The organism is Bradyrhizobium sp. SZCCHNR1051 (genome assembly GCF_032489615.1).
Lineage (GTDB): Bacteria > Pseudomonadota > Alphaproteobacteria > Rhizobiales > Xanthobacteraceae > Bradyrhizobium.
Window position 1 is genome coordinate 259,807 of record NZ_JAUEYJ010000005.1, and the last position, 15,482, is coordinate 275,288.

At 61.5% G+C, this 15,482-nt stretch carries 13 protein-coding genes; 1 reads left to right on the forward strand and 12 read right to left on the reverse strand.

Annotated elements, in window-relative coordinates; genetic code table 11:
• Positions 1-349 precede the first annotated feature (349 nt).
• From QW868_RS08100 to QW868_RS08155, 12 genes are all read right to left on the reverse strand, one after another.
• Positions 350-5,860 carry a hypothetical protein gene (locus QW868_RS08100; RefSeq protein WP_316230303.1) on the reverse strand — a complete coding sequence of 1,837 codons (5,511 nt, stop codon included), beginning with the start codon at positions 5,858-5,860 and terminating at the stop codon, positions 350-352.
• 284 nt (positions 5,861-6,144) lie between these two features.
• Positions 6,145-7,194 (reverse strand): EscU/YscU/HrcU family type III secretion system export apparatus switch protein, encoded by a 1,050-nt coding sequence (locus QW868_RS08105; protein WP_316230304.1) that lies wholly within the window; start codon positions 7,192-7,194, stop codon positions 6,145-6,147.
• Positions 7,191-8,009 (reverse strand): type III secretion system export apparatus subunit SctT, encoded by an 819-nt coding sequence (gene sctT / locus QW868_RS08110; protein ID WP_315751851.1) that lies wholly within the window; start codon positions 8,007-8,009, stop codon positions 7,191-7,193. Before sctT ends, QW868_RS08105 begins: the two co-directional genes overlap by 4 nt.
• 51 nt (positions 8,010-8,060) lie before the next feature.
• Positions 8,061-8,330, reverse strand: coding sequence for a type III secretion system export apparatus subunit SctS (gene sctS / locus QW868_RS08115; RefSeq protein WP_315715074.1), 270 nt, complete (start codon positions 8,328-8,330; stop codon positions 8,061-8,063).
• A 24-nt stretch (positions 8,331-8,354) separates the two neighbouring features.
• The gene (gene sctR, locus QW868_RS08120; protein WP_316177741.1) at positions 8,355-9,002 is read right to left on the reverse strand and encodes a type III secretion system export apparatus subunit SctR; all 648 of its coding nucleotides are present in this window, start codon (positions 9,000-9,002) and stop codon (positions 8,355-8,357) included.
• Between the two features lie 9 nt (positions 9,003-9,011).
• On the reverse strand, positions 9,012-10,079 hold the full coding sequence (sctQ, locus tag QW868_RS08125; protein WP_315735423.1) for a type III secretion system cytoplasmic ring protein SctQ: 1,068 nt from the start codon (positions 10,077-10,079) through the stop codon (positions 9,012-9,014).
• Positions 10,076-10,528 (reverse strand): hypothetical protein, encoded by a 453-nt coding sequence (locus tag QW868_RS08130; protein ID WP_316230305.1) that lies wholly within the window; start codon positions 10,526-10,528, stop codon positions 10,076-10,078. Before QW868_RS08130 ends, sctQ begins: the two co-directional genes overlap by 4 nt.
• Before the next feature lie 32 nt (positions 10,529-10,560).
• Positions 10,561-11,904 carry a FliI/YscN family ATPase gene (locus tag QW868_RS08135; protein ID WP_410051284.1) on the reverse strand — a complete coding sequence of 448 codons (1,344 nt, stop codon included), beginning with the start codon at positions 11,902-11,904 and terminating at the stop codon, positions 10,561-10,563.
• A complete protein-coding gene (sctL, locus tag QW868_RS08140; RefSeq protein WP_316230307.1) occupies positions 11,904-12,521 on the reverse strand; it encodes a type III secretion system stator protein SctL in 618 nt (205 codons plus the stop codon). Before sctL ends, QW868_RS08135 begins: the two co-directional genes overlap by 1 nt.
• Positions 12,518-13,180, reverse strand: coding sequence for a SctK family type III secretion system sorting platform protein (locus tag QW868_RS08145; protein WP_316230308.1), 663 nt, complete (start codon positions 13,178-13,180; stop codon positions 12,518-12,520). The genes sctL and QW868_RS08145 overlap by 4 nt, the downstream gene beginning before the upstream one ends.
• 63 nt (positions 13,181-13,243) lie before the next feature.
• Entirely contained in the window at positions 13,244-14,056 is an 813-nt protein-coding gene (gene sctJ / locus QW868_RS08150) for a type III secretion system inner membrane ring lipoprotein SctJ (protein WP_316230309.1), read from the reverse strand.
• A 47-nt stretch (positions 14,057-14,103) separates the two neighbouring features.
• Entirely contained in the window at positions 14,104-14,541 is a 438-nt protein-coding gene (locus QW868_RS08155) for a hypothetical protein (RefSeq protein ID WP_315812127.1), read from the reverse strand.
• Positions 14,542-14,892: 351 nt separating this feature from the next.
• Between QW868_RS08155 and QW868_RS08160 the strand changes: the two genes are divergently transcribed.
• Positions 14,893-15,480, forward strand: a complete 588-nt coding sequence (locus QW868_RS08160) for a nodulation protein NolW (RefSeq protein WP_315735438.1) — start codon at positions 14,893-14,895, stop codon at positions 15,478-15,480.
• Positions 15,481-15,482 lie beyond the last annotated feature (2 nt).

Consider the following 15,482-nt stretch of genomic DNA (forward strand, 5'->3'; position numbering starts at 1 on the left):
GCTTGGTGAGAGTCGGCTAAAGCAATCTTACGAGGGCGTCGCTCCCCTACGCGGCACACGTCGACGTACTGCGGTCGCCGGCAAGGTGTGGTCGATCGAAACCTGCCAGCCGCCGGGGCTGGGCGCTCCGGGCGGACTGTGCATCTCTCCCATTACAGAACCATATACACGAATCGCCGCGCTTCGAGCGCGCCAGAATTGCTCGTGCGTCTGTACCGACGTCGGCGTCGCCAGCTTGAGGTCGCTTAGGCCGAGGGTGCTCGACGTATGTCAATGTTGCCGAGGGCGCGTTGTCGCCACGACGTCCCGCCACTCGGCGCCCCTGCAGAGAGGAGACGCATGGGATTCGTCACCTCTGTAACCAACTCAGTCCTTCCAGCCCCTTATCTTTGACGAAGGTCACAACGACATCGCTGACGTGCCCGAAAGCGGGCCAAGCGCGATTGAGCCCCTTCAGCGAGAACGAAACAGACGTTACTACTTGATAGTTCGCCGGAGCCCTGCGGCGCAGCATCGCGTAGATCGATAAGCCGGATCCAACCGCGACGCCGACCGCGCCTGGGATAGCCCCGATATTACCGTGAATATCGTAGACGAGCTCAGCAACATTGCCAGCAATCAAACCGGCACTTCCGGTTATCTGCATGCGGCGAGACAGTCGAGTCGTGTCCCAGGACGATGCTGGAGGGATATGTACGATTTCGGGAGCCGTCTCTCTGCTCTTGGTTCCGCTGGCCGCCCCATTAAGGGATTTCAACTGCTGCGCAGAACGGCCGGTTCGCCAGGCGATTCCTGTCCAAGATAGGCCTCGCGAGTTGTCAAACGACCCGGGAATCCTCAACCCCGCGCCGGTCCAAACTGCATGCGAATCGGGATTGCTTGTATACGTGCTTGGAATCCGATCCCGATGCGCCTTGATGATCGCCCGCGCGGAGGAGCCATTTCTCGCTGCAAAGGCATCCAGGTCCTCGCCTGATTTGATCCGAGCAGTGATCTGCCTCCCCTTAGACGTGAATCGCCCGGGAATTGCCAGTTTCTCGCGACGCCCGACATCCTCGAGCACCTTCCTGACGGACTTATTTTCCTTTCTGGCGATCTGGCGGAAAGTGAGCTGCTCATCGTTGCTCTTGATGGAGATCGACTTATCTGGATTAATTAGTTTAAGCGGATGCGCGGGATCTCTCGCATTGACGCGTCCGATCACCTCGTCCGGTACGTTATTCCTGTCCGCGATTTCGCTCAGACTGGTGTCGGTTGACCGGACCGTATCGGTAGCTCCACGCGATCTAAGCGCGCCATAGCCACTGAAATAGCTCCGCGCTCCCAAGACGATTTGCGCGGAGCCGATGACAGCTGCTCCACCATATTGGAAGCTCAGCAGGTGGCCGCTCGTCACACTGACGATGTCGTTTGCCATGCCGTTGGCAATGAAGCTCACACCTGTTGCGGTTCGCAAATACGGGGCTGCTTTTTCGGGTATTCTCAACTTGGCAGCCAATTTCGGCTTGAGCTGAACGATGTTCAGCGGTCCACGAACTGTGGCGTTCCAGGCCGCCAGCATGCCTAGAGATCCGAACCGCGCGGCTGCTGCAAGGGCAACCGCATCGGAGGCCACTCCTGCAGCAACGGGCAGAGCCTGTCGGAGGCCTGACCTGCGCGGTGCCACTTGTCGATCGCCCACTCCCGTGTAGGGCTGATCCGTGACCACGACACGAAAATCCTTTTTCGGCAGATCGTAGCGTCGGCTGTATGTCTTGGCTGATTGCGGCGGACTTCCGCCCCAGTCAACAAAGCGGTCTGTTGCTCCGATCACTCCTCGCCGTGTGATGTTTGCGTCGTTCATGGCGAACGGTCGGCTTGGCTTGTTTCCTCGTGTCTCCACAACGTAGATATACCTGTCGGCGCTACTGCCGTATTTGGAGGGTTGGAGAGCGACCCGGTCCTGAAATCGTTCGAATGCCTTCGGGCTGAGCACAAGAGTCAAGCCGCTCGAGGCCGGCGGGGGCGAGGCCGGAGAGACCGCACCACCGCCGCTCGCGGGCGGCTTGCCGCCACCACCACCCGCGGGCTGGGCTGCCGTCGAGGCGGCTAGGGCCCAATTTGCAGCCGAGTCTTCGCTGACAGGTCTTTCGTGCAACGCCAAAGCGGTCTGCCGGAACGATGCGAGTGCCGCTGGATCGCCTCCGAAAACCGCCTTATGGAAGTCGGTCTCCCCCATCCGGTCGCGAATGGCCTCCGCGATCTGTGCCTCCGTCGCATAGGGCGATGTGCCACGGCGCGGCACGACCTGCGAGGCGAGAAGCTCGGTCACACCTTCATTCAAGTTCGAATGCGGCCGGCTTGAATCAATGACCAACGTGCTTGCGAGCTTCTTGAACGATTCCGAGGTCAGTGCATGCACGGCCTCGTGTGCGACCACGTCCGGGCTCAATCTATCGGTCCGTACATAGACGCGATGCCCCTGATCCGATAAGATGCTGAAAGCATCGACCGCCACCGGATCGTGCTGGCCGCCGGCTTTTTGATATGCACGGGCGAAAGCGGCGGGATCCATGGCCTGCAGCCGGATGCCATTCGGCGATGTCCCGCTCGCCTGACCTTGATAGGCGTCAAACACCTTCCTTCCCGCGTCGAACGCGGCGGGCTGACCGGCAAGGCCCGTTTCGGCCACGGTGCGGGATCTGCTCTGCTGATAGTGATGAGAAGCCACACCGGAAACCGTATTGAGACCGATGGACAGATAGTCTTGGGCGGTCGGCGCCTTGCCGGAAAGGAGCCCGGGGCCGGCAGTCAACATGGTGTTCGCGCCCAATTGGGAGGCCGTCTGATAGAGCGGGTTCGACACGAGTCCATTCGGCCGTGCCGCGCTTGCGGTCCGCACGGCGACCTTGCCATCGACAAACTTCGTCAGACCTCCCGTCACGCCGGCCACCGCGAGATTCTTGAAGTATCCGGAGAACGCATCCTTCATCTGCGCCTGGGCTTCGTCCTGCGTGAGCCGTCCCTCCGAGAGCTGATATTGGGACTCGACATACGTCCCCGCCACGTTGCCGAGACCCATCACCCCCTGATTGGCAACCATGACCGTTGATCCGGTTGCGAGCTTCGAGACGACCGAGCTTGCAGCCTGGTCGAGGCCGCGCGTAAGGAAGGCCTCCGTGGCTCCGCCCGTCAACGCCCCCCCTGCTGCGCCGAGGGATTGCACGCCCGATACGGTCGCATCAACGCCCGCCTGCTTCACCTCATCCCAGCTGCCGCCACCCTTGAAGAAGTTGTTGGTCAGCGCTGCGTCGAGTGAGATGTGAGGATCGCTGTGAATGTCGCCGCCACCGAACACAGTTGCTGCATTCTGGGCCGTGTCAATGGCTTCGGCCGTTCCCGTTCCCACCAATGTGCCCGCCGCAAGGGCGGCCAATACCGGCGCGCCGGCTCCGGCCGTGGCCATCGTAACCGCGGTCGCAGCCGCGGCGATCGCGACGTCGCGCACGACTTCCTGTGCACTCGACCAATTGGCGTCGGTCTTGCGCTCGTTCTCGAACATCCGATCATTCTGGGTGGCCAGATTACCCATGATGTTCAGATACTCGCCGTTGACCTCCTGGGCAGTCATCCCTCCCTGATTTTTCTGCAGGGCCGTGAGCGCCTCTTTCTTGTCCTGCAGATCCGACTCGAGCTCAGACCGGTTGGCACCGAACAGCCCCCCGACCCAATCGCCGCCCTTCTGCAGAAGGCTGCGGTTGCCGAGCGCTTTGTCTTCCCTGTCGATGGCATCCTGCAGCTCATGTAGCCCTTGACCGATATCCACTCGCGCGTTCGCGTCTTTGAGGCTCGCAAGCTGCTCAGCGACCGCGCCATCGCTCAAGGCGCCCGGATGCTGCGCAAAGAATGTATTGTACGCATGCGAGAGCGCGCTCTGGTCAGAGGCCGTTTGCGGATCAAGTAGATTTTGCGGCAATGTCAGCCGAAACTGGGAGTCCAGCAGCTGATATTGAGCCAGCTTCTGTTGAAGTTGTGCATATTGAAGCGATTGCTGAGCCGTCGTCAGGGCGCTGCTCGCTTTGGTGAAACCCACAGCCTGTACATTGCCAGCTTGTACCGAATCAGTGTTGGCGGACTGCCGCGCGGTTGCGACCGCCGCCTCGCTCTGTGTGACACGATAATCCTGAACCAGCCTGTTGGTCGTTGCAGCCAGCTCTTTCGTGATCAGGCCGGCCGATGCCGCGTCAGTTCTTGCCTGCGCGATCTGCTGCAACACCGGCGAGTTTGAGGGCAAGGGAACATGGCTATAGGTCTGCTCCAGATTAGCCAATGTCGTATTGCGCTGGTCGGCGTAGGCAAGCCCGGTTGCCGACTTGAAGCCCGCCGTCGCAATGTCGGACATTGTCGAGAGCTCGCGCAACTGATGCTGCGCTTGGTTCAGCTTGAGCTCCGTGGCGGCCGTCGGATTCTTGATATAGGCGGCCTGCGCATCCGAGACGGCCTGGTGGCCCTTGATCAGGGCGAGGTCGGTCCCGACTTTGTTCTGATAGGCGCTTGCCTGATCGTATTCGATCTTCGCCGTGGTAGCGGTCTGCCGGGCTTGCGGGGACAATTTGGCAAGATCGGAGTCCTGCGCTGCCTCAAGATCGGTCTGCGCTGCCGCCGCAAATGCCACCCGGTGCTGAGCTGCGGCCCAGCCTGCATTCTGGTAATCAGCGTTCCCGTTCGCGAGCTTGAGATCGAGCGATGCCTGCTGCGGATCGCTGCCGCGCGTTGCACGTATGGTGTACCCCAATGGATGCAGAGCGTCGTTCACCCGATCCTGGGCATCCTTCGCAACCGTCCCGTATTTCTCGGAATTCGAAGCATAATACTGGAGCTGGGCCTTGCCCTGCGCGACCATGCCGACATCGGCGTTGAGCTTGCTCCGCGCGACGGTGAAGTCGTCATAGGCGCGCAGCTGCGATGGCGTCAAATTCGCCTGGGTCGGATTGTCGTTCTGGTCGATCGTGACACCGGCTTTCTTCAGCGCTGTGGAAGCGCTCTCGAGCTCTTTCTTGTCCGCCGCGGCCTGCTGCCCGTAGACGACGCTTTTCCCTGCCGCAAGGTCGGCGCTCGCGGCATCAAGCTTGCGCTGGTCCGTCGCCAGCTTGTGTTGCTGCGCATCCTGCTGCTGATTCAGCAACGACAGACGGTGCAATGTTCCGGCGCTGATCCCCCGGTCCATCTCGGTGTCCAGACGGCCGAGCTGCGATTTGGTCTGTTCGAGAGCAGCCGTATCGGCGGTGACCTTGGCCTTTCCCGCGGAAACCTGGGCCGAGGCCGCGTCGACGAGCGGGACAACTTTTCGCGCGACCGGATCTTTCACGGTGACCGGCGGCGGTGCCGGCTTGTAGTTCGCTGCGGCGGCGTCGATGCGTTGTGCGGCACTCAGATTGCTCCTGGCCGAACTCAACACCGCCTGGTCGGCGGTGACTTGCTGCTGAGCGGCCGCAACCTGCTTCTTCAGATCGCTGATATGGGCTTGATGCGCAGCCACCGCGGCGCCCGCGCCGCGACCGTACCCGATCGGAGCCTTCGTTCCCTGTGCATCATTCAGTTCGGTCTGCAGTTTATGCAGCTTTCCAGCATCACCGTCGAGAGTGGTCTGCGCTTTTGTCTGAACAGATTTTGCCTGCGAAACGGCGTCCGGGACCGGCGCCGCCGGCGCCGGGGCGGGAACTCCCGGACATGTTGCCGCCGCCTTCGGCGGAGCAGGCGGGCCAAGCAACACAGGCGTCGGCTGCAGAACCGGACCTATGAAAGGTCGAAGGGGCTGAAAGAGCGGCGAAGGTGCGGTCGATGATGATCCAACGCTGCGCGCCGAATTGCGATCGAGCATGCCCGACGACGATGCCGCGGACTTCGGCCGCGGCGGTGGCGGGGGAGGAGGCGGGGGTGGGGGCGGCGGCGGAGGAGGAGGCGGACTGGCGACAACCGAGCCACCTGCGTCATCTATCCGCATTCGTGCGTCTCCCCGTTAGCGGCGGCGGCTCTGCTCTGGCAGACGCAGTTCGTCAGCCATGCAGCCCGCTCGGCGATCATGTCCGAACGACAGTTTAGGACATCAGCCGGCGGCCGATCCGAAATATATTGTGAAAATACTGTGGGGCAGCACGGCTACACTCAGGACATGCCGCACGCGCGCAAGGCCGACACCACCGGCTGGAAAAACTCCTCGGTGATGTAATGGTCCTGAGCGATACGGCGATCGAGTTCCTCTGCGAGGTCTGGATTGCGGAAACGAGGAATGCCAAGCTCAGCCGCAGCTTCGGTGAGATTGTGCGCACGGACGGAACGTCCTTTGCACACGAGCCTTGGGACCTGCGTCTCGCCCGGAACATAACGCAGCCCAACCATCACATCGTCGCCCTCGATGACCACTGTTGCGCTTTCGATTCCTCCCCGCCCTCCACCGTGCGCCAGCGATTGCCGCTGACGGCGTTGCGCAGAGCGCACCTCCGGCAGGCCTTCCTGGTCTCTCCGCTCGCGCTTCGCCTCGCTTCGTGTCATCCGCATCTCGCGCATGAACAGTCCGCGCTGCACCAGAACGTCGATAAGGCCGCCCACCATCAGCATGACTATTGCCGCGACGAGGAGCGGTGCCATGATCGCCCCGGTCACTGGCACGAGGCACGAAAGACCGCATCCTGGCGTGTGAACCAAGGAGTTGAGCGACATCTCGAGGACGAAAACCGAGATCGTGACGAGGAGGGTCGTCTTGACCAGACTCTTCACCAACTCGATCAGGCTCTTGAGCGCGAAAATCCGCTTTAAACCCTTTGCGGGATGCAAGCGCTCCGCGCGGGGCTTGATAGGGTCAAGGCTGAAGACGATCCCCTTGGTGACGGCGACGTTGACGACGAGGGACATTAGGACGGCGATGGCCGCCCCCTTTGCAAGGTATGGCACGGCGGCTTCGTACATCATCGTTCCGATCGTGCCCGCAGCTTCCCGAAACGGTTGCCCGCCCGCATCGCCCACGAGCATCATGGCTCCCCGTAACCGCGCGAAAAGCTCCGGCAAGATCAGCCAGAGATAGAGCAGCATGGACGACAGGCATGCACCGGCGACCATATCGGTGCTGCGAAAGACCTGTCCCTTTTCGCGCGCCTTACGCAACTTCCGCTCGCTCGGAGGCAGCGTCCGCTCCTCAGTGCCGCCATCCTCACTCATCGCAGGAACTGCCCTAGTTGGTCCAAGATTCCGGTCAACTCTCCAAGCTGAGTACCGAAGTGATCGAGCAGAAAGGCCGCATAGAGCGGCAGAACCAGGAAATAGACCAGGTTGCGCGCCGCCATCGAAAGATCGAACACATTCAACTGCGGTGCGAAACGGGCAATCACCATCAGCGCGAACATCGCAACGAACATGGCCGCCAGCACTGGAAATGCCAGGATCAATGCCAACTGCAGCACGCGGACGAGCATTTCCAGCGCCAATAGGCCGCTCTCCGCGCGCAGCAACGGCGCGAGCTCAATGACCGGCCAGAGCCTGTAGCTGCCATAAAGGGCTTCGACGACGCTATGAAAGCCGTCGGCTGCGACGAACAGAACCACCGCAGCGAGCATAAAAAGCGTACCAGACGCGGTGGACTCGGTCATGGCGTTGGGATCCTGAAGCTGGGCATCGGGCGCCTGACGTTCGTAGTCGAGCAGATCGCCCGCGACCTCGGCGGCCCAGAACGGGATCCCAAGCAGCAGACCAAGGAGCCCTCCGATGATCGCTTCCTTGAACCCGACCGCGACCAATCGCAATGTTTGCGTGCCGATCGGAGGAAGCACCTCAACAAGTCCGGTCATGACCGGTAGCGAGATCGCGACCACGAAGGCACCACGAATCAAGCCGGTCAGCCCGAGGCGAACAAACACGGGAAAGGTCATGACGAAGGCGCTGGGACGCGCGATGGCGAGCGCCAACGAAAGAAGATGACGGAAGACGAGATTGGCCCCCGCCTCGATGCTGTCCAACGGCATGAGGTCAAGCCCCATCGCCACTCCGCGTCGCCCATGCCCCTCCGAGCACGATGAAGGGAAGGCCCGTCAACGCGTCAGTGCAGGAAAATCCGCAAGGATCTGATCGGCATATTGGATCAGCGGTGCCGCCAACACTGCGCCGAACACCGCCAGCGTGGCCACGACGGCAATCAGCTTGATCGTCTGCGGCAGCACCTGATCCTGAATCTGGGTTGCGGCCTGAAGAATTGAGACGAAGAGGCCAACAACCATCGCCACACCCAGGGGAGGCATGGCAAATATGAGGACGACCGTCAGACCCCTGACCAGATGATCGACGATTGTCGCTTGGCCCATTGCTTCCCCTCCCCATCTCGCAGGCTATCCGTAACTCAACACCAGGCCATGCATCAGCTTGGACCAGCCCTCGACCATCACGAACAAGAACAACTTGAATGGGACGGAGATCGTCGATGGCGGCACCATCGACATGCCAAGGGACATCAAAACCGCGGACACCACGAGATCAATCGCGATGAAGGGCAGATAGAGCAGGAAGCCGATCTCGAAGGCGCGCTTGAGCTCCGAGCTCATGAAGGAGGGAACGAGAATAACGAGATCTTCGCTCGACAGCTTGGCCCTGCTGCTATCGGGCCATAAGCTGCCGGTGGCAGTGACGAAAAACTCTCGCTCCGCGACCGTCGTGAACCGGCTCAGATGTTCGCGAATTGGCTGGCCTGCCCGCTCAGCAGCATCTTTCCAGTCGGTAAAGGTTTGAAACTCGCTGGGACGATCATTGACGCGCTCATACACGGTCTGCACTAGCGGCGCGCTGACATAGGCCGTCAGAACTAGCGCAATGGCATAGAGCACGAGGTTTGGAGGCGTCTGCTGCACTCCCAGCGCGTTCCGGATCAGGAACAGGACCACGGCGATCTTGACGAACGATGTCATCGTCACGACGACAAAGATGACAACGCCAAGTCCGGCGATGACCGCGAGAACAGCGAACAAATTGAACTGGGTCACGGCTTCAGCTCATTCGTGATTGAACAATCTGTTGATCCGCACGCCGATTGCCTCGCCGATCCTGACGATCTCGCCCTGCCCGATCCGCCGATTCCCCGCGTGAATCTCAATTGCATGTCGCGGATCCCGACCGAGATTGAAGACATAGCCGGGCGCGATCATGCGCAACTCGCCGAGAGGTATCTCGAGCTGGCCGATCTCAAATAGGAGCTTGATCTGGAGGTCGTCCAGGCTCACATCGTCTGCGCCTGTATCGACGCTTTCATGTGCCGTCATGTCCACAGCCGTCCAATGATGATGAAGATCGCCTCTGATCTGGTGCAACGTGTCCACCACTGTCGCGTCGCCTCCCTCGAAGCGGCATGAGGTGAGACGACGCTCGCCGAAGACGGCGGCGACGCGTCCACCCGGCATCGCGTGTTCGATGATCACGACGTCTCCCGGCCGTAAGCTCGCAAGCAAGCGGGCGCTGACGCGCGTAGCACCAAGCCGGAAGGCCGCGCAGATCGGAACTCCGGCGGCAGCAGCCGGACCCAATGCTTGAACTTGATTTGCCAAACGGGATTCGTATGGCTCTGCTAAAGACAGGTAAGCACTGAACGATCGTTCGCCAAACCTGCCGCGACACGGGATTCCGATCGAGTCCGGAACGCTGCCATCGAAGGAAGCATGCGTGAGGATGACGGGGAGGCCGAGCGTCTCCTCGATTGCATCAAGTATGGCGGCGCAGGCGAACTCGATCAGAAGCAGCAGATCGGGCTCGGCGAGCGTCGTTCGAGGCGGACCATCAATCGCCTGCAGCGTTGCATCGATCACCTCTACAGGCAGACTTACGGCGCATGGATCACCGCCGATCGTAAAATGCAGACGACACGCCGGCCGGCTCGAAACGCCCGAGGAGGCGCCCGAGAAGGAAATCCGCAGCGGCAGACCCGCCAACTCGCAGGTGAGTTCAGCCAGTCGCCGACACCAACGACGGGCACGTAGAACATCAGCAATGGATAGCACGTCCGGATGAAATTCGGTGATCTCACCGTCAGGCGCTCCGCGCCCGCGAGCGGGGAATGGCGCGTTCATGCTTGCCGCCCCGCCGCCCTGCCGTCCGAATTAGCCATCTCCTCTAGCCACGTCTCACGGCTCTCGCGACGGCGACGTGATTGCTGCGATAACTCATCCCACTTGCGACGCCTCCGATGAGCCTTCACGAATTCGAGGCGTAGACCCTGAACTTCGTTACGCGCCTGGTCGAGCGTACGGATGCTCGCAAGGCGCTGCTCGGCAAGCGCCATTGCCAGCGACTCAAGGCGCCTGAGTTGCGCGTCAAGTTGGGTGATCTCCCGCGCGGAAATTGGACGCCCTACCATCTGCTGGTAGATCTGACGTTCGCGTGCGCCACGCGCCGCTGCTTGCAACGCAACCGCATGATTGATCTGCGTCAGTTCTGCAGCCGCTTCGACCTGTGCCTCCACGCCGCGCTGAAGCGCGGAATTCGCCCGCCGCTCCCTCTCTCCGAGAACGATCCGCATCCTGCGTATGCGCGTGAGCAGTGGATCGTACCTCATGACGCGAGCTGCTCGAGTTGATGGATCGTGCGATCCCACGGAACGGCCTCGCCGAGGCCCTGCCGCAGAAAGGACTTGATAGCATCCTGCTTGGCGATCGCCTCATCGGCGATCGGATCTGATCCGGCCTTGTACTCCCCAACCTGCAGCAGGAACTCAAGCTCTGCATAGCGAGCTATGAGTTCACGCACCCTCCTGGCTGCAGAGCGATGACGGCTCGTCACGACCTGATCCATGACGCGGCTGAGGCTGGACACGATGTCAATCGCAGGGAAATGCGCCGACTGTGCGAGCTTAGGTGACAACGCGATGTGCCCGTCCAGAATGCTGCGCGTCTCCTCCGCGATCGGATCCGCGGTACCATCCCCCTCAACCAGCACGGTGTAAAATGCAGTGATCGAGCCGGCGACTCCGGGACCGGACCGCTCGAGCAACTCGGGCAATGCCGCAAACACCGACGGCGGAAAGCCCCGGCGCGTCGGCGGCTCGCCCGCGGCCAGTCCGATCTCACGCAATGCCCTCGCAAAGCGAGTGACACTGTCCTGCACCAGGAGCACGCGTGCGTTGCAATCCCGGAAATACTCCGCGATCGTCACGGCGACATAGGCAGCCGTGACGCGCTCCGTCGGCGGCCGGTCGGAGGTTGCGACAATCACGACTGATCGCGCCCGAGCCGCTCCGGCCAGGCAGCGCTCGACCATTTCTCGAACTTCGCGCCCACGCTCGCCAATCAGTGCGACAACGCAGACGTCGACGTCCGCGTTCTGGACGATCTGGGCGACAAGCGACGATTTGCCCGCGCCGGGTTCGCCATAGATGCCAATCCGCTGCCCCTCGCCGCAGCTGAGCAGACCATCGATCGCCCGGATGCCAAGTGACAAAGGGCCGTCAACGAGCCGCCGTGCCAAGGGCGCCGGCGCAGCTCCGCGGACTCGTCGAATCTGGTCGAACTCGGGCCATCCTCGTTCCTGAACGTCGAGAGGGCGCCCGAGCCCGTCGACGACGCGGCCGAGCAGCGCTGGCCCAACCATGATGCCGAAGGCCTGCCTTGTCGAGACGACTTCCGTTCTTGTTGAGAGACCCGCCACGTCTCCGAGAGGCGTCAGCAACGCGACACCGCCTTCGATGCCCACGATCTCGGCCTGCAGATCAGCCGAGGCGTGGGCAGAACGGAGCAAACAGATATCGCCAACACGCGCATCGGGAACGATCGCCCTGATGAGGGTCCCCGACACCTGAATCACGCGCCCGCGGATCGGGCGCAGTTGCGAACGGCCTGCAGCTTCACGCAACTGCGGCAGGATTCGCGCGAGTCGGTGCGTGGCAGAGCCTGCTGGCATCATCGCTCCACCCCCTCGAAACCGGCACGCAGCGCCAAGGCGAGCTGCTCCAGTTGAGCGTCAACGGAAACATCGATCTGCCCGAACTCGCTCCAAAGCATACAGCGCCCCGGCGCAAACTGCGGGTCCGACACGATGGTGAGTTGGTCGGCCCCATCCTCCAGCAGCGTGGCCACTCGTACACGGATGGACTCCATCTCCTGCGGCGCAGTCATCAGCACGAGAGCCGTACCGGAACGCATCTCTTCGAGTGCTCTGGTGATGGCGCGCGCGGCGAGATCGTCCGGCTCAAAACTTCCGAGGATCTCCCTGATGATCTCGACGACGAGCGTGATAAGTTCGTCTTGCAGATCGGCGACCAAATCATCAACCGTGACCTTCGTTTCCGCAATCAGGCGGGCCGCCTCCTCAACTCCCGCGAGACGACCATCCTCGAAGCCTCTCATGCGCTGCTCTTCGAACGCGAGCCGGGCCTGCGCGGCGATCTGCTCGCATTGCCGCCGGGCGTCGGCAAGAGAGGCAGCCGCGGAAAACCAGGTCTCCGCCTCTTCGGCTCGAACCACGGGTCCGAGCGGATGGAACGTGCCGGCAGGCTTGTCACTCTCGGGGACTTTCACGGCACCATCCCATCGGCTAGAACGCGATCAACAATCTCCGGACCAAGCTGTTGGTGTCGCCGCGAGACCGAGGAGCCCAGCGGCGAGTCAATCGGAAATCGAAGAAGGATGCGGCTGCGCAGGGTGGCGGGGAGTCGCCAGATTGCGGCATTGAGACATTGCATCCCATCACCTCGGATGACGTCCGCAAGCGCAGATGGATTCGGGGGGCGATCGGGTTTAGGCGACAGATCGATATTGGCGAGCGCGACCTTGTGGAGTCGGGAATCGAATTCTCCGAGATGCTCCCGGAGCGTAGTCTTGAGGACCGTGGAACGAATTGCGTGGGCATGCCAAACACCGCCGGCCAGCTCACCGACGCGGCATAGCTGCTCGCAGTCGAGAAGCGCAATGCGACTGCGCGTGTCAGCGACGTCGGCTGCCGTGCAGCAATCAAGCTCATGATGCACAACGATCCGCTCTGAGATATCTCGGTGGAGTCGGTCGCAGGCGAGTATCCGTGCGGCAAGCCCGGGCGAAACGCCCGGTACGCACGCGAGAAATCGTTCAACGTGGATGTAGCGTGCCGGCAATCGGCAAAACGTGTCCATATCGATCACCGGCCGATGCCCCACCGGCGCGCCGGGTTCGCAGCCACCGCCGACCTTCGGATCACGCAAACCAAGGGATGCTCCAGGTTGCACAAGCCTACTCATTTGCCGGCCAAGCCCACTTCAATCGCACTAGGATACGACACGCAGCGGATCACGCGCCGGCCTTCGCGCCTCCCGACGCGGCGCGTTGCGTTGCGCATATCCCACGCGTGCCCGGCGCCAGAGCTGGAAGATTCCGATCGATCCCAGCAGCCCCACCCCTACCGCGGCTGACACCTGCAGGATGAGCGGACCGTCACGCAGGGCAGATCCGTCGTGAGATAGAACGGATGCCGTCGTCTCGATCGACGTGGAAGGGCTGACCTCGACGGGATCCGAACTGCCACGCACGAAAACCACGGCCACCCTATCGTACGTCAGTCCTTCGACACTATTGGCAATGAGGGTCTTGATCTGCGGTAGGAGCACGGCGATTTCGGCGCGCGCGTCATGCTTGATGAACACCGATGCCGCCGACGACGGAACCTGATCGTGACGCAACGGGTCTATCTTAGGCAGCACCACGTGGACTCGGGCAGAGATGACTCCGTCGATCTCCATGATCGTCCTTGCCAACTCTTGATTGAGCGCGTGAATCAACCTGACTCGCTCCTCTGTGGGTGACGACACCAGACCATTGCTTGAGAATATGCTGCCCATGTCTTCGAACTTCGCATGCGGCAACCCGGACGCATTCAGCAGCGTCACAGCGTCGGAAAATCGCTCCTGCTCAACCCTGACGGTATTGCTACCGTCCTTTGCCTGGAGCCGGTCGGCGGCGATGCCGTTGCGCAGCAGAAGGGCTATCATCAGATTAGCCTCCTTCTCGCTCAAGCGGCTATAGAGCTCACCCTTGCAACCGCTCAGCATGAACGCCAAGCCCAGCACCAGCGCCAAATTCAATCCGCGCCCTCGAGCGGCCAGCCATTGTTTGCCGCAACCGACCATTCTCATTGTCCCTTCAAGAACGTGTTGAAGATTCGGGTCGACTCGGTCGAGATTTTCGACATCAGCGTCGCCTCAATGGCAAACGAGAATGCGTGCTCCAGCATTTGCAGGGCCTGACGGCCCGCGTCTGGCTTGTCCACTCCCAGGGCCGCTCCGCCAATGTTGGAAGATGCTGGACCGGATGCTGCCGGCTCCGGCATGAGATTGAGCTCGGGCGCGGCATTGCGCTGGACCCGCTCGTACGAGCTCTCCATCCACTCCATCACCTTGCCGCCGAGTTGGTCGACGGCGTGCTCAGGCTCCATAGGCAGTTTAGTGACCGATCTATGCAGAGCGTCCTGAAACGACTGCTGGGCGGCCGCTCCGGGCTCAACGGCTCCGAAACTGACACCAACTGTTCCGGAAGCTGTGACGCCACCCAACGGCGCAACCGTCGTCATGTCGCCGCTCCATGCCGTCTCAGGACTCCCCGTGCTTTCGCCATTGCTCACTCCAAACAAATAATGACTCACAAGGACAGCCGGGCCATGGCTTGCACAACAGATCAGACAGAGCTTTGCACAGCACCCGGCGGGGCAGAGCATAATATTTTCCTAATATATTCTCCGACGCACCCGCGACCGCTGTGATTGAATGAGACGAGCTGATAGCAACAAGTACATGTGAGTCTGCTCGTGGGTACGCGCGATCAACTACACGATTGCCACGATTGTTCCGCGACAAGGTCGCACGAAGGCCACGTTTTTCCATGCGACCATTTGGCATCTCGGGTTCTGGTCCCATTGCGCAGCGTGGCTGCGATCGCGACCGTCTGCCTGACGCTCTCGGCGACTGCAATCCACACCACGTCCGCAGACGCGGGTGAACCTGCTTGGCCGACCGAGTCCTACAGGTACACCATCGTCGACCAAGACCTTGGCAACGTTCTTCAGGAATTCGGACGGAATACCGGCCTGCGGTTAGAGGTGAGCCCGGACGTACGGGGACGTGTGCGCGGGCCTCTGCCTGAACTCAAGGCCAGAGAATTCATCGAGCATCTATCCCGGAACTACGGACTCGACTGGTATTTCGACGGCTTCCGGATTTATGTCACCAGCAACAAGGAAGCTTCGAGCAGGCTCGTTCAACTCGGTGCCGTGCCGCTCCAGCGTCTCGAAGCCGCACTTCGCGATCTCGCGCTCTCCGACGCGCGATTCTCACTCAGATCCATCAAGCAGGCCGACATGGCCCTGGTCTCGGGTCCCCCGCAATACATCCAAGCGGTGGAGCGTACGCTCGCAGCACTGCAGCCTCGAGCTGACCAGCCATCGTCAGTCACCGTCTATCGCGGGGAGCACGTCCAAGTGGTCAAGCTCAACGCCCCAGGCGACGTGCCATGACG